This is a genomic window from Arenibacter sp. ARW7G5Y1 (assembly GCF_003201775.1).
Classification (GTDB): domain Bacteria; phylum Bacteroidota; class Bacteroidia; order Flavobacteriales; family Flavobacteriaceae; genus Arenibacter.
This window is the reverse complement of the sequence record NZ_QJJZ01000001.1, coordinates 804,033-829,120: the sequence shown is the minus strand read 5'-3', so window position 1 is coordinate 829,120 and position 25,088 is coordinate 804,033. Positions and strand designations below refer to the sequence as shown.

At 40.0% G+C, this 25,088-nt stretch carries 17 protein-coding genes and 1 pseudogene; all 18 read right to left on the bottom strand.

Annotated elements, in window-relative coordinates; genetic code table 11:
- Nucleotides 1-404: 404 nt before the first annotated feature.
- A pseudogene (locus C7972_RS03325) lies at nt 405-518 on the bottom strand (transposase); the annotation flags it as partial.
- An 81-nt stretch (nt 519-599) separates the two neighbouring features.
- Nucleotides 600-1,559 (bottom strand): HipA domain-containing protein, encoded by a 960-nt coding sequence (locus tag C7972_RS03320; protein WP_110354755.1) that lies wholly within the window; start codon nt 1,557-1,559, stop codon nt 600-602.
- The gene (locus C7972_RS03315; protein ID WP_110354754.1) at nt 1,552-1,869 is read right to left on the bottom strand and encodes a HipA N-terminal domain-containing protein; all 318 of its coding nucleotides are present in this window, start codon (nt 1,867-1,869) and stop codon (nt 1,552-1,554) included. The genes C7972_RS03320 and C7972_RS03315 overlap by 8 nt, the downstream gene beginning before the upstream one ends.
- Complete coding sequence (locus tag C7972_RS03310; protein WP_110354753.1) at nt 1,841-2,083, bottom strand: helix-turn-helix transcriptional regulator; 243 nt, start codon at nt 2,081-2,083, stop codon at nt 1,841-1,843. Before C7972_RS03310 ends, C7972_RS03315 begins: the two co-directional genes overlap by 29 nt.
- Before the next feature lie 348 nt (nt 2,084-2,431).
- Nucleotides 2,432-4,120 (bottom strand): PQQ-dependent sugar dehydrogenase, encoded by a 1,689-nt coding sequence (locus C7972_RS03305; protein ID WP_110354752.1) that lies wholly within the window; start codon nt 4,118-4,120, stop codon nt 2,432-2,434.
- Between the two features lie 199 nt (nt 4,121-4,319).
- Nucleotides 4,320-5,093, bottom strand: coding sequence for a transcriptional repressor AgaR (gene agaR, locus C7972_RS03300; protein ID WP_110354751.1), 774 nt, complete (start codon nt 5,091-5,093; stop codon nt 4,320-4,322).
- A gap of 163 nt (nt 5,094-5,256) precedes the next feature.
- A complete protein-coding gene (locus C7972_RS03295) occupies nt 5,257-6,207 on the bottom strand; it encodes a glycosylase (protein ID WP_110354750.1) in 951 nt (316 codons plus the stop codon).
- Nucleotides 6,208-6,226: 19 nt separating this feature from the next.
- Complete coding sequence (locus C7972_RS03290) at nt 6,227-8,287, bottom strand: S9 family peptidase (RefSeq protein ID WP_110354749.1); 2,061 nt, start codon at nt 8,285-8,287, stop codon at nt 6,227-6,229.
- Nucleotides 8,288-8,323: 36 nt separating this feature from the next.
- Entirely contained in the window at nt 8,324-9,214 is an 891-nt protein-coding gene (locus tag C7972_RS03285; RefSeq protein ID WP_110354748.1) for a hypothetical protein, read from the bottom strand.
- A 68-nt stretch (nt 9,215-9,282) separates the two neighbouring features.
- Nucleotides 9,283-11,397: an alpha-galactosidase gene (locus tag C7972_RS03280; RefSeq protein WP_110354747.1), complete on the bottom strand. Its 2,115-nt coding sequence runs from the start codon at nt 11,395-11,397 to the stop codon at nt 9,283-9,285.
- Nucleotides 11,398-11,444: 47 nt separating this feature from the next.
- Nucleotides 11,445-12,656 (bottom strand): hypothetical protein, encoded by a 1,212-nt coding sequence (locus C7972_RS03275; RefSeq protein ID WP_181422802.1) that lies wholly within the window; start codon nt 12,654-12,656, stop codon nt 11,445-11,447.
- Nucleotides 12,657-12,708: 52 nt separating this feature from the next.
- Nucleotides 12,709-13,788, bottom strand: coding sequence for an amidohydrolase family protein (locus tag C7972_RS03270; protein ID WP_110354820.1), 1,080 nt, complete (start codon nt 13,786-13,788; stop codon nt 12,709-12,711).
- A gap of 38 nt (nt 13,789-13,826) precedes the next feature.
- Nucleotides 13,827-16,004 carry a beta-N-acetylhexosaminidase gene (locus C7972_RS03265; RefSeq protein ID WP_110354745.1) on the bottom strand — a complete coding sequence of 726 codons (2,178 nt, stop codon included), beginning with the start codon at nt 16,002-16,004 and terminating at the stop codon, nt 13,827-13,829.
- A gap of 116 nt (nt 16,005-16,120) precedes the next feature.
- Nucleotides 16,121-17,368 carry an FAD-binding oxidoreductase gene (locus C7972_RS03260; protein WP_146216256.1) on the bottom strand — a complete coding sequence of 416 codons (1,248 nt, stop codon included), beginning with the start codon at nt 17,366-17,368 and terminating at the stop codon, nt 16,121-16,123.
- Nucleotides 17,369-17,409: 41 nt separating this feature from the next.
- Nucleotides 17,410-18,333, bottom strand: a complete 924-nt coding sequence (locus tag C7972_RS03255; protein WP_110354743.1) for a PIG-L deacetylase family protein — start codon at nt 18,331-18,333, stop codon at nt 17,410-17,412.
- A gap of 261 nt (nt 18,334-18,594) precedes the next feature.
- Entirely contained in the window at nt 18,595-20,115 is a 1,521-nt protein-coding gene (locus tag C7972_RS03250; RefSeq protein ID WP_110354742.1) for a SusD/RagB family nutrient-binding outer membrane lipoprotein, read from the bottom strand.
- Nucleotides 20,116-20,125: 10 nt separating this feature from the next.
- Entirely contained in the window at nt 20,126-23,263 is a 3,138-nt protein-coding gene (locus C7972_RS03245; RefSeq protein WP_110354741.1) for a SusC/RagA family TonB-linked outer membrane protein, read from the bottom strand.
- 907 nt (nt 23,264-24,170) lie between these two features.
- Complete coding sequence (locus C7972_RS03240; protein WP_110354740.1) at nt 24,171-25,082, bottom strand: DMT family transporter; 912 nt, start codon at nt 25,080-25,082, stop codon at nt 24,171-24,173.
- Between the last annotated feature and the right edge of the window lie 6 nt (nt 25,083-25,088).

The window sequence follows — 25,088 nt, the reverse complement described above, 5'->3', positions numbered from 1 at the left end:
ATTGCGTCTGATTATTGGTCTTCCAAACGACATTGCTTTTCATACCATTAAGATAAGAAAATCAATACTTTTTTTAAAATCATAAACAAAAAAAAGAGACTGCCTTTTTAAACAGCCTCTTTTTTTTATGGAGTATGCTGAGCAAGTGTACTTGCTTAAGCAGGCGACATAAAAAAAATGACAGCGCAACAGCGCTGGAGCTTTCCTTGTAAAGCCACCCCCAAGGCCCTTTCCGAAGCGAAGCGAAGGAAAGAATCCAGTAACTTTTACTACCTCTGAACTCAACCCCCTATTTCTTTTAGCGACCTTGGTTTCCTTGTAAAGCCAGGATCAAGTCCAAAAGTTGGGTTTTTACCATTTTAAGAATATAATGGATCAAGTACAATTTCTGGGTATTTGGATATTTATGCAAATAATTGAGTTAACCTAAACAGGAAGAATTCTGTATTTCTAACGCCTCTGAATTGCGCCCTGAATGCCTTTATTTTAGCGTTGAAGGATTCAGCGGATGCGTTTGTTACAACAAAGAATACTTGTCAATTTCGATAAAATTGCGAATGGTGTTCTATTGCGGTCTAATTTCTAGGTGAACTTGATTTTTAAATAATTACAGTTAATTCCAACTGTACTATCTTTCTATTTATCAATTTTCTAAATCGCTCTTTTTGTTCTGAGGAAAGAAAACTGTTATTTATTAATTCTGACCATTGCCCCATTCCTTTTTCTATTCGCTTCCAAAGATTTTCAATTGCTTTTTCCGGTATATGTGCTTTTAACATAGCTTCGTTAAAATCGGATCGTTTTAACTTTCGCTTTTCACCATTGATGTTTAAAGCCAAATCATCTATGTCGTCCGGTAATAATAATAATTGCGCAGCGATCATATCATAGGCTGGAGTCAGCTCGTAAGCGTTGGGTTCTTTTGCGATAAGTGAAAAGTTCTTTAAGTGCATATCGTTATTCCCTATCAAGAAAGACACGATTACTTGCTCATAAAAATGAACGATATCCTTTAACGGGTTTTTAGAGTAGGCAAGAATACCTTTGGCGATTTGCTCGTAGGACCCCCTATACTTGTGTTCTGTCATACGTTCACTGAATTGACAGGCATCCTCCATCGCAAACTTGTCGCCTTTGGCATTACGGTCAATGCGACGTGTGAGGTAAGCTAATTCACCGCCTTTTAATGGGATTAATAAAAACGGGACTGTAGCAATACCACAAGACTTGGCCATAAGCATAGATAACGCTTCAATTTCTGGCATTTGCGGATACGTAGCAAAGGGTGGCTTTAAAATATACCTCCCATTTAAAGCTCCTACAATCGTTAAGCGTTCTTCAGTTTCTATTTCTGTGAAACCCATGGATAATTTTGGTTGTACTCCTGTCACAATAATTCGCTGTGCTACATTTTCTGCGGCCAGTTCGTTAATTTGAGAGATTTCATAATCTAATTTTAGTACCGGAGTATCTTGCTTCCAAAAAGCAGCAAGACAGGCAGGATGATATTGAATATCTCCTGAATCTAGTTTTTTATGGCAAGCTAAGCAATTACTCATTTTCTATAATACTTATATTTCCTATGCAATCGCGACAGGTCGTTAGCAATAATCCCATTCGATCACGTGGATTGAGTTTCCAGTTTTTTTGAGCAATGTCGAGCAGCCAGCCTTCAGGTATCAGCCCGTCAAAAAAAGGAAATAAATTATCTGATGTAAAAGGTGGTTCCTGTAAAGGGAAAGTTAAGGAGACCGGTGTTGCATTTTTCATTGATAAATAGGCTTTATCGTATTGAAAGATATAGCCTTCGTCATTTTCAATAAGCACTCCTGCTTTTTGATTATTCACCCATATTTCTCCTTGTCTCATCGCTTATTGGTGTTGGTGTTAATTGATGACCAAAAAAGAGTAATACTTGATTTACCTTGTCAGTCATTAAATTTGGTTTTCCCTGTTCAAGATCACGCACAAAGCGAAGTCCAACACCGGTCAAGTCCGATAACTCTGACTGTGTCATTTTACTATCTTTTCTACTTGTTCTGACAAAGTCAGAAATTGCATTATGTCTATCCCATTCTTTCATTATTATACCCTTATGGGTGCAATATACTAAAAATTATATTAATTATACCTTTTAGGGTATAATTTAATTTACATGCTAAAAAATATACCTTTTTGGGTATAATTATTTTGTAGATAGCTTGTTTAAATAAGATAAGCTCCCAGAAAATTTATCTTCAATGTTTAACATCACTTTGAAATCAGGGATCGAGTACAATTTATAGGTATTTAAATATTTAGGTTAGGCTGTGGTTAGACCCAATTGGAATTAGGGGTTGTTATTAATAACAATGGGGATAAATACTCCTGTTAAAAACACTTCAGTCAATGATTATTTTTAAACCACCTTTGAGATTCAACCTCCATTGATTTATAATTCCTGTAGTCTATAGATTTTTCCATCGGCCTTGGTAAAGATATAGATATCACCACCACAACCCCTGCCAAATTTTAAATCCACCCTACTGCTCTTTGTTAATTCATAAAAGTTGGTTTCCTTATTGTCAATTACAATTTTCAACTCTTCTATTTTAGGATGATCCGTACCCTCCAAATCGCTTATAAAGATCCTCCCTGTTGGGATATCCCCAAAAATATATTTACCCCTATACAATTTTCCCTTGGCGATAAATCCACCGCTAATGGCCGGCCCCTCATCATGGTCATATTGAACCACAGGATAGGTAAATAAACCTTCATGGTCATTATCAGGAAGTGTATATACACTATTGAAATTTCCGTTGGGGTTAAATAAAAACTTTCCTTCCCTAATTGGCCAACCATAAAAATTTCCTGGCTCTACAATGTTCAATTCCTCAATATTTGCTTGACCAATATCACTGGCCAAAATTCTGTTGCTGTCGATCCACGTAATCCTATTGGGGTTTCTAAACCCATAGGCCCATATTTCTTTTCTCTTACTAATGGAATCGGCGAAAGGATTATCCTTGGGAATACCATATTTATTATTGGCACTGTTATCTCCCATTGGATCTATACGCAATATGCTACCCCAGACATCAGTGCCGTGATGATCCGCAATTTTTGGGTACCCCACTTGTACCGCTCCTCCGTCACCGAGAGAGATATAAAGTTTTCCATAATCCATATCGCCCTTGTTTGCATTTGGATTGAAAGATATCTCTTGTAATCCATGCGAAATGGCAATAAAATCGAATCGAACAAGTTCTCTGGTCTGGCCTGAAAATGATAGTGATCCAGGGTCCTTGGCCTTCCATTCCGTAACAACACCTTGCATAACCACCTTAACACTATCAGGGAGTTTAAAATCTGCCTGTTTTGAACCAGCAACTTCGGTATGTGAAGTATAGAACAGACCATTTTTATTGAATTCGGGATGAAAGGCGAAACTACCAAAACCGGTTGCCATTCCATTCCTATCTATAAAATTGGGATGTGTTTTATTTAGGTCGAGGTAAATATTGGCTTTCCCTTGTCTAAGTTCATAAAGGGATCCCCGTAAGTCATTGACAAATATCCGTCCGAAATTTTTTTCGCATGCCAACTTATTTATCCGGGTATATGGCTGCGTGGTACTTGAAGCTGGTATTTGCCCTATGTATTCAAGTTTCGCTGTTTCCCCTGAAAAGCTTATTTTTTCTGGTATCGGGTCTTCTATTGCAATTAGGTCGGTTTCCTTTTTGGGGTGGGTTTTCCCATAAGTATTTATATAAGCTATAACAGCTTCAATATCCGCCTCCGAAAGATGTTGAAAGTTGGGCATAACCGCTTTATACTTTTCCTTAAGGGCAACAGCACGTTTATCTTTAAGATCGATCATCCCAATGGGACTCTTTATAAATTCCTTGATCCAATTAGTTGGTAAGGCTCGGGTAAGACCACTGAGATTCGGGCCTATAGCATCCTGTTTAAAATTATGGCACGAGCTACATAATTCCTCGAAAATTACCCTGCCATTGTCAATAATCTCCGGATCCTTACTAATATCTCTGCCAAAACCTCCACTTTCTTTTGGTTTGCAGCCATTTATCAATATAATTACAAGGGAGATTTTAAGAAAAAAATTATATTTCCACATAGTGAAATCTTAAAGAACTTATGGAACAAAAAATTGCTTGAAAGTTTTATGCTTGCGCAAGGGGACCTAGGTATGGAAAACCACAGGGCTCCAAACATTTATAAGTCGGATTATTAAAAAAGATGATTTCATTATTGATTATGGGGAACATGATTTTAATATCCTCAAAATAGGTGCCAACAAAACAAATTGTACCTATTTAAGCTATTATCACCTTTACCCCTGAATTTTCAAAACCAGCTTTCTGCTCGTTGGTAATACCGGCATCGGTGATCAATACATCTATTTTGGATATAGGGCCGATAAAGGCCAAACTTCTCTTTCCAATCTTGCTCGAATCTGCAAGTACAATAATTTGATGGGACATTTCAATCATAGTACCATTAAAATGGGCTTCCTCAATATTTGGAGTGGATAATCCGTTTTCCACATCTATGCCATCCACTCCAAGAAACAATTTATCGCAAAAATAGTTTCTCAAACTTTTCTCAGCAGCTGTGCCTATTAAGGAAAAAGACTTTTTTCGCAAAACCCCTCCCGGCATAATCACCTGAACATTATCATTCTGGTGCAATTGATTGGCTATGTTCAGGGCATTGGTAATGACTGTCAATTCCAATTTGGAATCAAGATTCCTAACAAACTCCATTGAGGTGGTTCCTGAATCGATCATAATCGTATCACCACTACCTACAAACTTGGCCGCAGCTATGCCGATGCTTTGCTTGGCTTTAATATTAATTTTATCCTTTTCTGAAATATGATAATCTATTCCAACGGGGTCCATACGAAGGGCCCCGCCCCTAGCTCGAATCAGGATATTCTTTTTTTCCAATTGAGCCAAGTCATTTCGAATGGTTACCTCACTAACTCCTAACTTAGCACTAAGTTCCCTAACATCTACTTTTCCATTAAATTCGAGATCCCCAATAATGATAGATCTACGCTCCACCGTTGAATTTTTTTTAGTCATAAGTTGTATGTTGTATTAATTGATGACCTAAACTTTAAGGCCCCTAATGATTAAAATAATTAACTTTCTTAAATAAAAAGGAATATTGCAAATCTAAGGAAAAGCAGCCACTATAACCCACATTGATGCATATTCAGCCTTGCAACCTTTTATCCCAATTTCGTTAATTCCCAGGCACATACCTGTGTACTTTGTCGTGCATGGTATACAGTATAAATTCCTCTCCATTGTCTACCAGAATTGGGCTGGAATAATCCCCTTCCACTATAGGGTTTTCCCGATATTTTGTCCAATGTATCAAATCTGTGGACATTGCCACGTTGGATGTCCATAGTGCCACCACCCCTGGTTTCATCCAATCCGGATTGGACGAACCGTGGTAATACATAAAATATTGGCCCTCATACTTAACGATTTGATTGGCCGCCACTGCTCCAGAGTCATAACCTTCCGGCCCCATTTTAAGCACTTCCTCATCCTTAACATTGGTCCATGTCTTAAAATCTTCAGATGTTGCCAACCATATACCTAAATCATCCCGCTCATAAAAAAGATATTTTTTATTGCCCTCTATCCACACCGTAGGAGTTCCAAACGGACCATCACTTATGGGCTCACCATTGGCCTTCAAGATGGTGAGATTTCCTTGGGACGTCCAATTAATTCCGGCTGGAGAAGTCAATAAATGGGCAACATCATTCTTACCTTCAGCGAACATATAATACTCCTGTTTATATTTAACCACCTGCATATCTTCTATCCATGTTTCAGAGTCCAAGGGCTTTTCCGTATAACGCTCCCAATTTATTCCGTCTTTGGAAGTGGCCAGCCCTAGAAATCTTTTGGGGCTAATACTATCGTTATAACCGGTATACCACATTTTATATATATCATCCTCAAATAATATATATCCCCTTTCCCTTAAGTTTTTATCCCAGGCATTTTCTGCATTGACTCCCATAAAAACAGGAGCTTTGGGATTTGGCTCAAAAGAGACCATTTCGGATGGAAAATCTTCCCGTACCTCGGTTTTAGCTACTTCCTTCTTTTTCTCCTTACACCCCAACCCTATCAACAATGCACATAAATACAATCCGTATTTTGTCTTTTTCATTTTTATTATTTTATATTAATTATTTGTTCACCCATTGCGATATTTTATCCACCTGCAAATATGCATCAGGCATTTTCAAATTCGAATACAGGTTTTTGGTCCATTCAAAAGTACTTGATGGGTTCCCAACCATCACCAATTCATTCGGAAAATTTAAACCCACTACCTGGGGTATATCGGTCACCCTTAAACTATTTAGCATTTCCAAGGCCTCTCCTCTACCAGAAGGATCGCTAACAACATTTTGCGTTGCGGGTGGATCTTTAAGCAAAAGGGTTTTCACATTGCCATCCAGCAATGCAGCATAGGCGGCGACTACCGCCATTTCTCCTTGGGCAGCTATATGAATTGTTTTGGTGTTGATACCGGGTATCTCCCGTAAGGCCTGTAAACACCTCAATACATCATAAACCCTCATCGAGGCAATAGTACGGCCAGTCCATGCAGCAGATCTTCTAATATGCCATTGCAAGCTAGGCGACCAACCGGTCTCGCCTATGCCCCGGGCCTCAAAATAGGCTACCTCCATATCTTTCAATGCCCCGGCAATCATGGACTCAGAAGACCATCGCTCTTCGTCAGGATTTCTCAGAACCAGTAACAAGGGACGGGACGGGATGGAATCATACAGGTTTCTTCCTCGTAAGGAGAATTTTAAACGCCACCCCTCCTCAGGAACAAAACTGTAATCCTGTCTCTGTGTACCACTCCCGTCCAAAGCCCGAAATTCGGACCTAATATCCAGCGGAACAGGCTGTTTTGGAAATGCCCCAAATGTTTTTTTCTTTAAAAAAGTCACTACCTCCCGTTTATAATTGGTAAACTCGGCCATATTCCCTATAGAAGGAGGGGACGCCAATTCAACGAAGGAATCTTGAATAGTCGTGGTCCTGTCATCTTTTGGTGGCCCACTAATTGTGTAGGCTTTCAAGGCATCATTGCTTAATTCTTTGGTAATATCGATTTCCCCAATTTGTTCCACAGACTTATTAATACCACTCAGTTCCTTAAGAAAAAACGATAAAATTTCTGGCCGTAACTCTTCATTGGATCCATAGCTATGGGGACCACTTGCCTCTTTCATAATCAGGTTATCCGATTTTCCGTAGAATGAATAAATAGGTTTAATTTTTTCGAATAAAGTGTGTACCGATTCTAGGGAATAATATAGATCCCGATTGGTTTGGGCAATCATAAACGGCCTTGGGGCTATCAAGGCTCCAATATCGGAGAAATCTATTCCATAGGTATTTATTGGCATCATACAATCGCAATGGTCGTCAATGGTCTTTTGTGTAATTTGACCTTCCAATGAGCCAGCCCCTGCTACTGCAGCCGCAGCTTTCACCCTCCTGTCAATAGCTGGCAAATACCAGCTTTGGGATCCACCACCAGAAATTCCCGTAACCCCTAATTTATCCTTATCCACTTCGGGCATTTTACTTAAAAGATCCAAGCCCCTTATTCCGTTCCATATTTCGACACCCCCTGGATTGTAACCTTTGCTGTACCATTGAAACCAACCGTTGGATTCCTGGCCCAAATGTTCCCCTTTTACCTCACCTCTCTGTATCGTTTCTATTATTAAACACACAAAACCATTTTGGGCAAAATTTTTGGCGTGTGCTTGATAATGGTGTTTTTGGGTGTGTGAATGCCCACAGACATATAAAATGGCCGGAACGGGTTTTTTAATGCCATCCGGAATATAAAGATTGGCCGGCACATATAGACCGGGAAGGGATTCATAATACAATTTCTCTATGCGATAACCCTCTTTTTGTATGACCCCCGTTTTAGTGATTTTGAGTGCAGGCCTATTTCCACTCAGCTGTTTTCCTTGTAGCCCCATCATCTCACAGAATTGTTCGTAACGTTCTTCACGAACCTTTTCCCAATCTGTAAGGTTATGGATATCTTTTAAAGCATTTTGGGTAATCCCGCTAGCAACATTACTAAGATAGCACCTTATGTTATTGGTCTGATCAAAATTGGGAGCCACCTTAAAATCGGACACTTGTGAGAAAACCACTGCATTGCCCAAAATAAAAATACAAACTAATAACTTTACCTTGCCCATACTAAATTCTATTTAATTTATCCACTATCCCGACTACTACTTTAGAGGACCAATATATTTATTGGATACTACAACTTCGTCAAATAAAATGTGATCTATTTCCCCTTCGACCCCTTTGGTCATATAATAATTCAACCAAAATAAGGTTAATTTCAATTTTTCATTATCCCTCCATTGATAGCCTTGAAAAGCGTTCCCTGATGAACTTTCTTTATTATGTCCACCTCTATTATTTATTTTGGGAAATCCTTCCCCCAAATGGAGTACTTTTTCGCCATTTATCCAAAATGCCTGCTCTCCATTGTAAGAATCTACTGGAGAGTTCAATTTTATCATAAACTCTACACATATCCATTCCCCCACAGGTGCTTTTTTCTCGGTTTTAGGGAAGAATACGTTGCCCCAATAGTTTTTTGGACTTCCCGCCATGTGCATCCAATAGGTATAAAATCCCCAATGCCAATTTTTATTATCCGGGAATTCTATTCCAGACATTAAAAAATCCTGCCCATTAGGCTTAAGCCCTGCCAATCCCATGGGATATGGCACAGCGGGTTGATATCCCCCCAATTTTACCAAATGATGGATGTGGCTATTTGCGGTCAAAAATTTAACATAAAAACGTGCATACAACACCTCATGGCCCATTGGAAAACTTTTAAAAAGATGTCCCCCCTCATTCTTTCCGGCAACATAGGTCATCATAAGCGATTTTTTTCCTGAACTTCCTTTTGGGACATCGTTGGACAATGACATGCCTTTGGAGTTTTTACTATCGTCCCAATTCTGAAGCACCTCCTCCACTGAGGCCTTTTCAAAATCCTCGCGAAAAATAACCCTATTTTCTTTCTCAAGGGAATTCCCCCCATCATGTACAAAAGTGTCTTGTAGGACTATAAAACAGCATACCAAAATGAGTATTTTCACAAGCGTAAAATTTTAATTTGCAAATTAATGTTCAAATTAATGTTCAATCAAATTGTTATAACCCCTTTCTATTTATTTTCAGGAACCACTTGAATCAATAGATGGTCGCGGAAACCAATATTAATATATGGACTATCTCCATGTACATTGGCCATTTTCCGATTATTGGCATAGTCATATACCTCATAATTTACCCCTTTTCTTAACCCCCGTAGTTCAATACTATCTACTTTTGACCAAAGATCGGCGTACAAGCCGTAAAAAAGCTGTCCTTCTTTTTCCACTACATGTACTTCGGGCCTATCAAAGGCTATATCATAAAGATTGGTATAGGTGGCACTACTTAGTTTCTTTTCATTATATTCCTTCACCCAGCGCTTCCAATCCATTTGTTGTTCAAGGTCCAGATCCGTATAAAAAGTAGTCACTTGCGCCCCGGTACCCATGGCACTTTCAAAGTCCTGAGGCACTGAAAAACCACTCCACTCGTCCTCTGGCACCTGATAACAGTCCCCAACGGCATAAGCCGGACCGTGAATGGCTTTTTCCACTTTTATTCTACGTCTGGTCTGCAATGAGTTAATGGGGTCGGAAGCATTCGCTATATCGTAATAAGGCATATTATATGGTGAATGGGGTACAGCACAAATACATACCTCGTGAATGGAATGCTTTTTATATTTATCCAAGGTCGATTTTATTACCTCAAATACTTTCGGAACCCTCTGGAATGATTCTAGAGGAGTAGCATGATCGTGCACCACATTAAAACAGGGAGGTACGGCCGATAGTCCTCTGGTGTCGGAATAAAGACCATCATAATCCCAATCCACCACAAAACGTTTTACCAGATTCTCCACATGCTTCATCGCCGGGTCATATGCCGGACATAATTGATACAATCCGCGGACATCTACTGGATATGTACCGGCCTCATCCATGACCAAATACTCACTGTGCTTTTTAGCCAATTGGCTCTCGGCACTAACGCCCAAAGGATACCACCACAGATTGGTCTTAAATCCCTCTTGATGAACCCGATCTACGAATTTGACCATATCCTGACGACCGCCCGGAAATTTTCCGATGGCTTTGTTTACTTCCCAGTCCCCATAATAATCAAACCAACCATCATCCAGATTGGCTACCTTAATTCCCATATTCTTCAGTTCAGGAAGAATTCCATAAATTTCATCCAACGTAAAATCCAACTCAAAGCCCCAACTTTTCCAATAGGGTTCATAGGCAGCCTCAGGCGATGACCTTGGAATATTTACTCCTCGTTTACGCAAAAGATTTCCATAGGTATTTAGCGCATTGTAATAGTCCAACTTGTGAAAGATGACGGTAGTCATTACAGTGGTATAAACTTCATTGGGAGACAACCATTTTTTTAATCCGAGGCGTTCCTCCGGTATCTCGGTAATACCCATGTCAACCGTGTTGTCGACATCCATCCTTACAGGTAAGGAAACCCATTCCGGCTGTTTTCCCAGATGTGCCAATGCCACTCCCATATTTTTTCCCCAAACATCAATAAATGGCATACCTCCCCCTATAATTTCTCCTTTGGCCGTAGGGTGCATCCCTTGAGAATTATCCTGTGAAAAGCCCGGTTCAAGACCAATTACAGCATAGTCACTGCCCCATTCGTTTACCCCGCCCTGAAACGAGACCAGATTGTACTTCCCCTTTTCCACTGCCAAGGATTCATTGGATTTTAAAGCTACCCTTTGACTGTATACGGTATCTATTCTTATTTTTTGATTCCCTAAATTGCGATAGGACGTCTCAAAAATGGCCGAATTATTAAAATCCTTCGGAAAAAGGATGGTCGTTGTTTTTTGAAGCGATAAATCTTGATTGGTATAAATTCCGCTTACAACCATTTGTACACATTTCCCAAATTCACTGTGATCTACCGATTTCCGTACCACCCTGTCCCGATCAATTTTGAATGACTTGTACAATCTACCATTGACTACAATACCTTCTTGAATTTCAGGATCAAAATAAGTCAACCTATTGCCCTCGGCATCCAACCAATTTATGTCACGGTTAAAATTGGAGTCGAACCTAATTTGGATATGTTCCGAATTGAAGTCTACCGATTGGGCACCAACTCCAAGGGTGGCCAATGAGGCTATTAGTGTAAAATATATTTTTAGTAAAACTGTTTTCATTAACTATATTGATTTTTAACCCTTGATAAAACTAAGTAGCCACCGCCCTATTCCACATTAAACCCTTGGTGCCATCTACTCCATACCGACCATTGTCCATGGGAGCTTTGTTGACGAACCCTGGCAAAATAAATGGTTCCGGAAGCCAATTTCGATTTCCCCTTCAAGGGGCCCATAAAATTGCCTGTTTCCGTATTGACAATAATTTTGCTACTCTCACCCAAATTATTGGACACAAAAACTTTTTCCGCACCATTGCAATCGGAAGCCAATTCTACTTCCCAATTCTTTAATTTCCCAGGTCCATGGTAAGGAGTTTTTACCAAAGTGGGATTCCGGGGGCAAATAACAGGTCCGATGGGCACTGTTGCAATAACAAAATTATCATACCAACGACCTTGATCTTTAAGGGAACCTTTGTTCCAATACGACTCCAAAAAAACAGCATTTATTCCATGTTTGGTATAGTTACCCCTAAAATTCAGATTTTTGCGTTCCACTTCCAATATCCCATCGATCCAAAGCTGGTTTATCCCATCATTTTTGCCTGGTGTATTTAACTTTACCCTGGATTCTACCAAGACCCAATACCCGGATTCTTCGGTAGAGGTCAGTGGAAATTGTGAAGTTGGACTATTCCCCAGCCAAACCAGATTATCAAAATCATTATACTTGGTTGTAATTATACTGTCGGTTTGATCATATACACCCCGAGCCGGATCCAAAGTTAACACGGGTCCCCCACCATTCCACACATGAGCGATCATCGCCTGTTTCCATGTATCGGATACTATACTGGTTGCCCTTGACATTTTTGCAGGGGAACCGTTCCAGCCGTATTCATGCTTTACATAGATACGCCAGTAAATTTCATCAAACGATTGTCCTTGTTTTATAACTGGACCATTTCCCGGAAAATCCCCAAAAGCCACCTTCCTATCTCCGTGTCCAAAAACATCCCCTTTATTAAATCCTACATTTACCGAGCCTCCCTTAACTCCAAAATTAACGATGGTATCCAGTGCCCCACGGGAATCCATATACGGTTTCTTAGTAGAAAAATCGTCGTACCAGATGGTTTCCGTTAAATTTTTGTGATACTGATCAGAAGACATGGCAACATAATCTATATGCGGAGTTTCCACATTGGACAACCCTTTTCCTTTAGCTCCCCCTACCATAGCCAAACCATTCTGATTCTGTCTTGCCTCTTCAAAACCAAATAAGGCAAAAAGGAAAACGAATAACAGAAAAACCATTTTACGCCCCTCTTTTAACGTGGACACAAAAACTTGGATATTTTTAATCATCCTATTCACCGGGGAACATTTTTAACCACTTTCTGGCATTGCCATTATATATCTTATCTACCACTTCCCTAGGCAGTTTCAACCCGCGAAATTCATTATTTACCCTATCGCTGGTCATAATATCATCGGTTACAAAAAACTGCCAATCCAGTATCCAGGCATCGTGCATTTCCCTTATAAGCTTTTTCGGGTCATCCTTTCCCCCGTCGGACAAGTCCGTGGCATATAGAATTCGGTCCTGATATTTAACAAAAAATTCCCTTACTTTTTCCCTATCCTCAATGGTTTGGTAAAAAACCTGACCTATACGGGCAGCAAGATCTATGGACATATTGGGGAATTTATCCAATCTTTTCGCCAATTCGTCCACGCTCCATTCCAAACTGCCCATATGGGCTCCAACAAAAATGAGCTCTGGATGTTTTTCAAGCATTCTGTCCCGTGCCGCAATCTGATCCTCATAGGTAGGCAGTTCAGGATGCTTGTGCATATGATACTGTGGATGCTCTTCAAAATAGACCCGATCATTGTTTACGGACATCTCCTCTAATGGCAGCCAACAATTTTTTGGTTCGCCCAAATGCCCAATTACGGGTATTTTGCGCTCGGTTAAAAACTTGAATATAGTATCGAGCTTGGGATTGTCCACCATTACTAATTGCCCGGTTGAATCCTTAAAGACCATCCCTACATTTTTCCAGACTTTTACCGCAAGGGCGCCTTCGTCTATATTCCTTTTCAACCAATCCAAAGTTTGGTTTAACCAATTTGGATCGTCCCATTCTTTAATGGAAAATGCCGTTGCCATTTCAAAACTTTCAGGATGCCTGCTCTTTTGATCCAACCTGTAGGCGAACTCCTCTTCAACGAATTCCCTTCCCTTGGTAAAGTCCACTACAATATTCAAAAGCTTAAAATTGTCCCTCTTAGCCTGTTCCACAAATACGTCCCTATCAGTGGATACGTGAATATGGGTGTCTATCTTTTCTACCTTCCCAAAGTCTTCCAAGGTGTAGTAGGCCTGTTTTTCCGAACAGGATAAAAGCGTAAATAACACTAAGCAACATAAAACAATTTTCATGGGTTTTGTATTTATTATATACATGGTAAATATTACTCTTAAAATTTCAACTGGAACGACTTGCGATACGCTCGTAACTTTTCAAGATACCCTTCCATATCCAACAATTGCTCATCATAAATTAAATAGCTCATGTCCGGGGTTCTATTGGCAAAATGTCTTGAACGGTCCATTTTAAAGAAGTATTTTTTAGCCGGGGTGGACATACCTTTTGGCAATCTTGTTTTTTCCCATACGCTTACCAGATCTGCAAACACTTTTTCTCTTCGCAGGAGACTATTCCCAATAAGCTGTTCCGCCTTTTCCAAACTTCTCAATGTCGCCGCCCTATCCAAGAACGCATTCTTATGGGCCTGGGTTATAGTATATTCCAATTCGGAAAGATCCAAATAAGTAAGACAGGTATGTTCTATCAATTTTGCAATACTTTGATATACTTCAAAATCATAGGCATTTCTCTCCACCTGCCCCATATTGATATCGATAATCTGCAAAGCCCTTTTCATACTCTCTTTTTGCGTTCTGGACCTCTTTACTATATCTGAGTACTCGTTATTCCAATACAGGTCATATTCTACATATTGCCCTCGGGGAAGATCGGGCAAGTGGGTCTTTCCAATATCTCCATGATGCCAAACATTGCGCTCCATGGAATGGGCATAATAATAAGCTCCCTCATTGAGAAGCTCATATAGCTCTTCCATATCCTTGACATTTGATCCATAATAGTTCTGAAAAAATGAATTTTCAAATTCCTCCAAGCCAGGCGCTGTAGCATTCCATGAGTATTGTGCCGATGTTGCAAAACTTAACATCCACATTTGGTTATGTAGCCCGGAATCGTCCCAGGACGTATTGACCATCCCATGAAACAGTCCAGAGTTAGCCGATGCAGTCAATAAATCATATGAATCCTTCAGACTTCCCTTAACTTTCCTCGGGGAACTTGAAATACGATTGGAAGTCATTTTAAAATGATAGGGTAGAAAAAGTGGTTCCAAGCCTGGATTAGGGTCATACATAAACATTTCAAATCCCATATTTTTAGCCTGCCCCGCAAATTTAAAGTCAGGACTCTCATAATGATATTCTTCGGTCAGCACCAGATCTGAATCCGGTTTCATATTCTTAATAGGGGAGCCACTGTTTTCCCATCCCATGGGTCTTTCCCAAAGCATTACTTTTCGTGATTTCTTTAAATGCTTGGCCGCTTTTTCCGCAAACAAATGATACAAACCACTATTCCCAATTTCCTTGGCCTTTTCCTGGCATTTATCACAGACTCCCAGTTCAAAAGTCTCGTCCGAACCAATATGAATGTATTTGGATCCAGGAGTAGCTTCCATGGCTTCGTCCCAAAGATCAAAAAGCAGATCATAGGTGCCCTCTTCCAAGGGGCAAAACTCCCAATCTGAATCCTCTACTTCCCTTAAGTCCCTGTACTGTGGCCATTTCAATATGAAACTTACGTGCCCCAACCCCTGTACCAAAGGAGTTAATTCTATGTGATAATCTCTGGCATAGGCTGTAAATTCCTTCATTTCTTCCAGGGTAAAAGCACCTGGCGCCCCAATTTCGGGATGACTTTTATATGCCAGTTTATCTTCCCATTCCCATACCAGCATATTGATCTTATATTTGGCCAAATCCCTTATAAAACTTTTAACATAACTTGCCCTATCCTGATGGTGCTTGGTATCATAATGTGCTGCACGGATTTTTACATCGGGCCAGTCCAAAATTTCCATTCCCGGAACAAACAGCCTGGTCCTATCTTTTTTAATGAGCTGCAAGAAAGTCTGTACTCCATAAAATAAACCATCCTCATCCTTAGCCAATATCGACAATCGGTCCATGTCCGTTCCAAGGCTATATCCTTGATCTTTTATGGAAGCGCCAACACCCTTTCTGGTAAGAACTATACCCTTAGTGTCATTTTCCCGAGAGATATTAACGGTCAGACCCCAATCATCAACAAGGGCATTTTTTAATAATTCCGCTGTTTTAAGGTCCGTGGGCGTTGCGTCCTTATCAAGAATAACGTTCAGGCTGTTCTGCAATATAAAGTCATCGCCCCCAAGTTGTACTTCCTGTGGATATGGAATTATATGTATTCCCAATGAGGCAAGTTCCGATGTTCCCTTTTGGGCTGCGACTGTATTTAGAATGCAAAAAAATACTATGATCAAGCTTCGAAATAATAAGATTCTTTTCATCTTTAAATGTTTATTCTTTTTTAAATATCCAATTACCTTTATCTAAATAAAACATAAGATAAGGACAAATTTTCACTGGTTCGTCTTAATTCCAACACCTCTTTGGAAAATTACAATCAAGCAAAAGCATACGGATCACTTTCAAGGTGTTTCTCTTTACCTATCACCATTTCGGTTATAAGTTTTCCTGTACTGGGAGCCATACTTAACCCCAACATATTATGTCCGCAGGCCACAAATAAGTTGTTATGCACGGGAGATCTATCTATAATGGGCAAACCATTGTTGGTCATTGGTCTCCACCCGTACCATTCTTCAACCCCTTCATTTGTATAAGGCTCCTTCAAATATAGATTGGCAACATTTTTAAGCGTTTGGATCCTATGCTCATTATATGTGGTATCGTAACCCGAAAACTCCATGGTTCCCCCCAATCTATAGCCTTCTTTCCAAGGTGTAACAACTACCTTGTTCTCATCAAAGATAATGGGACATGTTGGATGAACTGTAGGCGATTTCATTGTGATACTATAGCCCTTTCCAGGGATAACCGGGATTTTAAGTTTTAACTGTTTTGCCAAATTGGCCGTCCATGCTCCTGTAGCCATTACCACATCCCTTGCCTTAAAATTGCCGTGATTTGTAGTTATTTCGGTAATCCTGCCATTGGATTCCTCAAAGGTATCTACCTTACATAATTCCCTTATTTGAACTCCTCTTGATAGCAGGTGTCCACGAAGTTCATTTAGCAATTTTCCAGGGTTGAGAGAAGCATCTATCTTATAAAACCAAGAGCCATAGGCATGCTCTGTTAGTGAAGGTTCCTTGTTAAAAAGTTCTCGCCCTATAATGGGTTCGGCCGCCAGACCCAATTCTGCCAGTTTTGAATCTTTACTCTGATAGGCGTTAAAACTCTTTTCCTGGCTGTAAACAAAATGTATTCCACTGGGTGCCCAATTACAGTCCCACTTATGTTCTTTAAAAATATCATCGTACAATGTCCTGGAATCCATCAACAAGCTGCCACGGCCTTTCATACTTTTTTCCAGCTGCTTCCCACTAAAGGAATTAAATGCAAACCCCATCATCCAACCCATAAATTCCATATCCATTTGTGGCTTGATATAAAAAGGGGAATTCTTTTGAAAAAGCCATACCAATGCCTTTAATAGTAGTTGAGGACTGTTCAATGGCAGGGCGTGACTTGGGCTTACCAGACCACAATTGCCATAGGAACAAGAATCCTTTATCTGTCCTTGATCCAACACGGTAACGGTTTTTCCCTCTTCCATTAAGTAATAGGCACAGAACAAACCAATTATTCCTCCGCCAATAATAACTACGTCAGATTCCGTATTATTCATCAAAATCCCTTCCAATATATTCACTGTTCAATGAAACGTTCCTACTCGCCATCTACAACAAAAAGGTTATCTTTTTTTGTTTTGGACTTTAGCACCGGCCGCAAATAAATTTTTTGATCACCTGATCTCAATCGATCGGCTCTCCGTTTCATGGCCTCCTCGGAAAACTGTGTCTTATAGCATTGAAAAGCAAGAATTGTATTCTCCCTATCCTCTTCGGAATAAGCAATTTGAGTAGTAAGGTAATCGTCCGCAATACCTGCCAAGAGTCGCTGATCTTCATCCTTTATATGGGACGAAGGAGTCGCCACATAATACAGACTTAGGGGTTTTACCCTGGACTTGCTCAAATACACCTGGGTCATGGATGCGCCGACCAACCTGTGGTCCATATGATTGGAACCTCCATCCGGACCCCATGTAATAATTACATCCGGGTCAATATCCATTACGAGACTATCCAATTTTACCATTATTTCCTGTATGTATGGAACATGTCCAAAAAAACCGTCCTTTAATTTCAATTGATCGTGATATCCCATCCAAATGGGCTTTTCAATTCCCATGTGATCAGCTGCGCAATTTACTTCCTCTTGGCGCAAAGCCGTTAATTCGTCCCCAGGCTTCAAATCGGTCTGCCCGGTACCATAACGTCCATCGGTTACGGTGACCAATTGCACCTTAGCTCCTTCACGTGCATATTTTGCCATGAGTGGGCCAATGTAAATTTCATCGTCCGGATGTGCAAAAACGGCCATAATAGTTTTTCCCTTTGCGGAAACATCCACTGGGACAACGTTAGATTGTTCTGTTGAATTTTTTTTCTTCTCTTCGCAGGATAATAGGGTTCCTGCTAGCATAAATAAGGTGAAAATTGCTTGCAACGACTTGCCAAAACCTCCCCAAAAGACCACAGGAGTACTTTTGGATTTTAAATAAAATAATACGTTTTGTTTGTTTTTCATATGGTCATCATTAAAAGTGGGAGTAAGGGTATATTGAAATTTATATATCTACCTGATAGACAATTGATTAAAGCAGTTGTGTGGATTTATAGGGTTTGGATATATGGCAAAGTTGCAGGTTATCCCCGCAACTTCGCAACATAACTAACTAACAAACCAACTCAATATGCTTAACAGTTATCATCTTGTACCATTCCATCCCCTAAAAAAATTATACCTGGGGAATGGAAGGCATTCAATGGAATAACAATCAGCTATAAATTATTCATATGGAGGAAAAGTCCCCTGTTTTGGGTGTGCAAAAGGCACACCAGCTTTGGCATCCCACCAAATTCTTGATTTCATTTTATCACCACCAGTCAATCTTCCGGCGGCACCTTCAACGCCCTGGGCGTTCAAATTATACTCTATTAGTGGATAAGGCAACCTTCTAGGCAAAGCGTTATTTGTTTCAGCAGCAGGTTCACTACCTATCCAAACCCTGGGATAACCAGTTCTACGATGTTCAGCAAAAACCTCATATGAATCCCCAATAAGTGCCAAGTACTTTTGCGTTATGATCATTTCAAGTTTCTCCTCATCAGTTCCGGAAAGAACACCTGCAGGAGAGGAAAGGAAAGCGGTAATATCAGCTGGGTCAACACCATATTGTTGCATTGCCAGCGTAATTCCATTTTGATAAAACTCGTTGGCATCACCTGTTGCCATACCTGCTAAAACAGCCTCCGCTTTTAAAAAGTTAACTTCAGACGCCTGTATTACATTAAAATCATATGTGGCATTACGAAAGTATTGGCTCCATTTGGACGACTGCGGATAGAGTGCCTTTTCTTCAGCAGTTAGATTTATAGCCCCGCCTATATATTCCAAATCATTATTAGGTTCCAAATATATCGTCAATCGGGGATCATCATTGTTCAACAGATTCTCAACCAATGCCAGGCCGGCAGAAATTGAAGATCCAGCACCAGGGTTACCATTCACTACTTCTTGATATAGTGGGTTGGTATTGGATAAATCCGCTGCATCAGGGCCCTCACTGGTAATAACCGCATTTTGGTCATTGTTGGCGATTAAACTAGATGAAAATACATCTCCCACATTTTGTTGTGCCATAGTCTCGTCGGCATAACGAACCCTTAAAGCCAATCTCAATCTCAAAGAATTTGCAAATCGTTTCCATGAATCCGCATCACCGGCAAAAAGCACATCTGCAGCACCAAAACCTTTTTGCTCCGACGAAGTACTCAATGCTGACGCGGCTTCCTTCAACTCTTTTAACATGTCCACATATATTGATTCCTGCGTATCATATTTCGGATACAGTACTATATCATCAAAAGAAGTGGCAACCTCAGTATAAGGAATATCACCATAGGCATCTGTCATACGATGGTATACCCAGACTTTCCATATTCTAGCCATGGCATTTTGATTGCGCAACTCAGGGTCATCGGCCGTAAGCCTAATAATTGCCGCCAAGTTTTCTATATAGGCAGTATAATAATTAAACGGTTCCGAAAAATCGGTAAGGGCAAGCATGTTACCCGAATCCCCTCTTTTTATATAGCTGGAGAATTCCCCTATTCGGCCTACGTTTAAAATATCAAAACCAGACTCCTTCAATACCCTTGTAAACAATAGGGAAGGTTTTATATCATCATCAGTAATTAGTTTTGGATTTGTATTTAGCTCCTCAAAACCATCTGTACAAGAAAGAGGTATACATAATAGTGCTATAAGTACTGATAGCGTAATTGGTATTTTTATTACTGTTTTCATAATTTATCGTTTAAAATGTTACTGAGAGATTAAAACCTAGACTTCTAGTGGTGGGCATTGAAAAAGATTCGTAACCTTGTGCCGCTGCCGTGGGTGAAAATGCCGTATCTGGCGCAATCCCCATTTCTACAAATTTGGAATCCCTATAAAGATACATTACGTTACGGGCCACGAGAGACAATCTGGCTGTATCAAAAGGGGTACTCTCTAAGGTCTTTTTATTGAAAGTATACCCTAAGGTTACCTCTCTCAGCGAAGCATTTGTTGCATCCAACACAAATTCCTCACCAATATTCCCCCATGACCTTGCCGCAAAATAGTCCTGTCCCAAAACATTGTTCTGAACCGATGGCGTATAGGTACCATCCCCATTGTCTATTACACCTTCCACGGTTAAATTTTCCCTAACATTGGTCCAAACACCTGTTCCCTTGGCATTTTGATCATACCTACTCCAAGAATATACTTCTCCCCCCATCCTTACGTCGATCAACGCACTCAAGGACAAACCTTTATAGGTAAAGGTATTTGTAAATCCTCCCAACCAATCTGGTTGGATATTCCCTAAAATTGACAGTTCATCTGCCCGCACATATGATTTTCCATCCGCGTTCACAACCAATTCGCCAGTTGGACTTCTTTTATACTCGTACCCTAAGATACTACCATAAGGCAATCCTGGTTGGGCAATAATACTAGCGTTGCCCGTTGATATAAAATTATATCGATCTATTCCCTCTACTAAACTTTCAATATTGGAGGTATTTTTGGAAAAATTAACATCGGCAACCCATTTAAAGGTATCTGCCACCTTTATTGGGGTCATAGAAACAAATAATTCGATCCCTTTGTTGGAAACCTCCCCAGCATTTAAGTACAAACCACCAAATCCAGTAGACTCCGACAAGCCAATTTGCATAATTTGGTTACTGGTCTTAGAGTTGTAATAGGTAAAATCCAAACTCAATCTATTATTAAAGAACCTCAGATCGGTACCAATCTCAAAAGAGGTTGTCAACTCATTTTTCAGATCTGTTGCCGGGACACTCCCATTAATTCTCGCAAATCGTTGCCCTTGGAATGTATTGCTTTGCACCGTGTACCCACCTTTGGTCTGATAAGGGTCTGCATCATTCCCCGCTTGGGCGTAAGACAACCTTAGTTTGGAAAAGGTTATTGCATTGGAATTAAAATTAAAGGCATCCGAAAGCACATAACTTAAACTTGCAGAAGGATACATAAAGGAGTAGTTCCCCTCACCCAAGGTACTGGACCAGTCGTTACGTGCGGTTAGATCAAGAAAGGCATAATTCTTATAGGCCAACTGACCGGTCATAAACACGGATTGGATTTCCTTTCTTATTAAGGTATAGGAGGGAATTACCAAATCCGCATTTTCGATGGTGTACAATTCTGGAATATTCATATTTTGCCCTATTGTTGCCGACCTTTCATAGCGTCGTTTATATTGAGTGGCTCCCAATGACATGGAACCCGTAAAATCATTGGAAAGCTTCCCACTTGCCGTTAATAGAACATCGGTATTTAATTCATTGACCCTATATGTGTCAAAATCTACCCGCCCATTAACATACGAACCGCCAGGCGTACCGGCACTGTACTGTTGACGTTGTGTCTCTACATAACTATCACTACCTACACGGCCCATTATATTTAACCAATCCGTAATTTTGTAGGTAGCAGACAAAAGCCCCACAAAACGGTCGCGATTATCTTCACTGGTCACCTCATTGATCAGCCAAAAAGGGTTAGTTGGACTTCCTCCCTTGTAATTACGGTAGCTGCCATCTTCATTTCGACCACCATTCATTGCCAACCAGGCCAAGTCGATATTCCTTGGCACCAAGTTTAGGGCCGCTGCCACATTTCGACCACTCGACACACCAACAATAGGCCTATTATCGGCACCACTTTTAACGTAATTCGCCTTTGTTTCTACATGAAGTCTATCAGAAACATCAGCCCCAAAGGTTGCCGTAAAAGTTTGTCTTGCAAACTTGGAATTTGGAACTATACCTTTATTGTGCAAAGTAGAGGCAGACACCCTATAATTAATTTTTTCAGATCCGCCATCAACTGCAATTGTATTGGTCAACGTGCTTCCTACGTTGTAGAAATCCCTTAAATTATCCTTAGGTTGGGCAGAATACGGCACAGGACCTAGATCAATTAAATTGTTGATCAATATAAGCCTTCCGTCAAACTTTCCTCCCCAACTATCTACACCACCACCTTGGGCAGGATATTCCACTCCCTCATACTCGGCTGTTCCAAAACCAAATGAATCATCATACCCTACTCCATAATTATTTTGAAACTTGGGCATAACATTCACCATTTCTATAGTGGTATTGGAATTATAGGTAACCCCCATTCTTTTTTTGGAGGAGGATTTTTTGGTTGTTATCAAAATAACACCATTAGCACCCCGGGATCCATAAAGAGCAGCAGCATTTGGCCCCTTTAAAACAGAAATAGTAGCTATATCATCCGGGTTGATATCCTTTATACCATCACCAAAATCCCGGCCTGCAAAAATATTCGTTTGGTTTAGGTTATCGTTACTTATCGGAATCCCATCCACTACATACAGAGGTTGGTTGTTGCCGCTTAAGGAACTACTACCCCTTATCTGAACAAAGGTAGATCCCGCAGGACCACCAGAGCCCGAAGTAACAAATACACCCGCTACCTTACCCTTTAGCGAATTGGCCACATTGACCTCTCTTGCCTCGGTCAAGGATTCACCCACAATTTCCTGTGCCGAATACCCCAAGGCCTTCTTTTCCCTTTCTATACCAAAGGCCGTAACGACCACCTCCGAAAGTTCTGTACTGGAAGTATTCATGGCAATATTGATTACCGACCTGGACCCTACGGCTACGGACTGACTTTCATAACCTATGTATGAAAATTCCAAGGACACATTATTGTTGGGGACCTTGATCGTATAGTTGCCATCAAAATCCGCCGACACTCCCGTGGAGCTTCCTTTAATAATAACATTCACTCCTGGAAGGGGAGTTCCGTCACTTGCATCGGTCACAGTTCCCGAGACCGACCGTTCTTGCGAAAACACTTGCGAAACACAAAGTGTAAAAATTGCAAAAATCAAAATTTTCTTCATAGTTATCTAGTTTTGGTTAATTTAAGTTGTTCTTCATTTCAAAGTGTTAAAATCAATACTATTTCGTAAGAGATACTACTAATTCATTGCAATATAATAAGTCGAATGATAATAACCAACAAAAATTAATAAATATTTTACATAAAAATAATGTTATGAAAGTATTTTAATCCAAATGTAAACTATACGAAACCAATTTAAATAAGTAAATAATCATTTAAAAGACATATTTTTTAAGATACATCCTCCAAGGAGATACAAATTTGAAAGGAAGTAGAAGATTGATGAAACTTACACCTTTTTATAATAGACCGTAAAGGTCCTCGACAACGAAAGCTGCCGTACCACAATTATTTTCACCCCCATACCAACCACGTATAAGGCTTATAATAAATACTATACAGCCAAAATTTACATTTTGGATATGATTTAAATTCATACGGAATCAAGGTTTCCCAGAGCAGAAAAAACAATACCCTTTACTGTATTTTTTTGGGAAGCAAGTAATAAAACCCTATAAATACACAAGTATAGACCCCTTAAAAGAACAAAAAAACAATATTGATTTTAATTTTTGATTTAAACATTAAACACAATATAGCATACAAAACCTTATTATTCCTTTCGAAACTTTCTTGAAAATCGAATACTGCGAATAAATTGTTCCAAATTTACCAGACCTCAACCCTCTGTTAATTGGAAAGTTATTTGGAAAAGTACAGGGGAAACAGAAAATTGTTTAAAACTGATGCCCCAAAGTATACCTAGGGCAATCAATAGATGAAAGCAGTTCTGGACATAGTGGACTTTAAACCAACCACATTGGATCGGCAATTTGGCAATGACCTAGTGCGGCATGCCGTATTTTAATCTTACACAAGGAAACCCATGCCACTATTTCCCAAAACTAATCTTTGACCGGTTTCTTGCCTTCTGGCTGTATTGCCAAAAGAAATGCCGCAATAACAGCAAAAATAATTCCCACTACCTTAAATTGTCCGGGCATTATACCCAACACCAGCAAGGATATAATCGAGGTCATCAGAGGAGCTCCGGCATTGGTCATGGGAGAAACCACTATAGCCTTGCCATACCTAAATGCAAATACAAGGCAAAGGGCACCGATAGCATTTAAAATTTGAATGGCCGCAGCTAAGTAGGGACCATCCCAACCCCAATTAATTTCCTGGGAAAAATCCGTCATATAAAAGGCCATTGGAATAAGCATAATTCCCGTAATCATCATATAGAAAAATATACTTTCCGCGCTCATAGAGCCATTTGCCAACTTCATGAAATAAGCCTGTACACCCCAAGCCACCAAAACCAAAATGGCAAGTACGAACCATAGGGTTCCATTTTCACCCAACTCTTCAGTTGGAAGGTCCCCGCTATATTCAAATAACGGCAAGGAGAACAAGGCCAGAAGAATGCCTATAACCCCCAACAAACCGGTCCGCTCCTTTAAAAATAAAAGAGAAAGTACAATAGTTATTAATGGGGAAAGGGAAATTATAGGAAAGATTAAATACGTTGGTCCAATCGTTACCGCATAAAATAGTATCATTTGACCTCCAGCCCCCAAGAGACCGATGATTAAACCGTATAAAATGGCTTTTTTATCCATTTCCAACTTCCAATTGATCCGCCAAAGCACAAAAACAGCAGGGACGATCATTGTAAGGGCCCAAACACAATAGATCAATGTATCCGGAAACCCATTACGCGAAGGAACACTGGTAAATGCACCCCATACTCCCCAAAACACAGTAGCAACTATTGCATATAACAACCAGGGCTTCTTCTTACTTTCTTTCATATCGTA

Excerpts from the sequence above, each read along its gene's own strand:
- C7972_RS03240 (WP_110354740.1), bottom strand. The coding sequence starts at position 25,082 with ATGAAAGAAAGTAAGAAGAAGCCCTGGTTGTTATATGCAATAGTTGCT.
- C7972_RS03305 (WP_110354752.1), bottom strand. The coding sequence starts at position 4,120 with ATGTGGAAATATAATTTTTTTCTTAAAATCTCCCTTGTAATTATATTG.
- C7972_RS03245 (WP_110354741.1), bottom strand. The coding sequence starts at position 23,263 with ATGAAGAAAATTTTGATTTTTGCAATTTTTACACTTTGTGTTTCGCAA.
- C7972_RS03315 (WP_110354754.1), bottom strand. The coding sequence starts at position 1,869 with ATGAGACAAGGAGAAATATGGGTGAATAATCAAAAAGCAGGAGTGCTT.
- C7972_RS03270 (WP_110354820.1), bottom strand. The coding sequence starts at position 13,788 with ATGAAAATTGTTTTATGTTGCTTAGTGTTATTTACGCTTTTATCCTGT.
- C7972_RS03320 (WP_110354755.1), bottom strand. The coding sequence starts at position 1,559 with ATGAGTAATTGCTTAGCTTGCCATAAAAAACTAGATTCAGGAGATATT.
- C7972_RS03290 (WP_110354749.1), bottom strand. The coding sequence starts at position 8,287 with ATGGGCAAGGTAAAGTTATTAGTTTGTATTTTTATTTTGGGCAATGCA.
- C7972_RS03250 (WP_110354742.1), bottom strand. The coding sequence starts at position 20,115 with ATGAAAACAGTAATAAAAATACCAATTACGCTATCAGTACTTATAGCA.
- C7972_RS03310 (WP_110354753.1), bottom strand. The coding sequence starts at position 2,083 with ATGAAAGAATGGGATAGACATAATGCAATTTCTGACTTTGTCAGAACA.
- C7972_RS03295 (WP_110354750.1), bottom strand. The coding sequence starts at position 6,207 with ATGAAAAAGACAAAATACGGATTGTATTTATGTGCATTGTTGATAGGG.
- agaR (WP_110354751.1), bottom strand. The coding sequence starts at position 5,093 with ATGACTAAAAAAAATTCAACGGTGGAGCGTAGATCTATCATTATTGGG.
- C7972_RS03280 (WP_110354747.1), bottom strand. The coding sequence starts at position 11,397 with ATGAAAACAGTTTTACTAAAAATATATTTTACACTAATAGCCTCATTG.
- C7972_RS03265 (WP_110354745.1), bottom strand. The coding sequence starts at position 16,004 with ATGAAAAGAATCTTATTATTTCGAAGCTTGATCATAGTATTTTTTTGC.
- C7972_RS03275 (WP_181422802.1), bottom strand. The coding sequence starts at position 12,656 with ATGGTTTTTCTGTTATTCGTTTTCCTTTTTGCCTTATTTGGTTTTGAA.
- C7972_RS03260 (WP_146216256.1), bottom strand. The coding sequence starts at position 17,368 with ATGAATAATACGGAATCTGACGTAGTTATTATTGGCGGAGGAATAATT.
- C7972_RS03255 (WP_110354743.1), bottom strand. The coding sequence starts at position 18,333 with ATGAAAAACAAACAAAACGTATTATTTTATTTAAAATCCAAAAGTACT.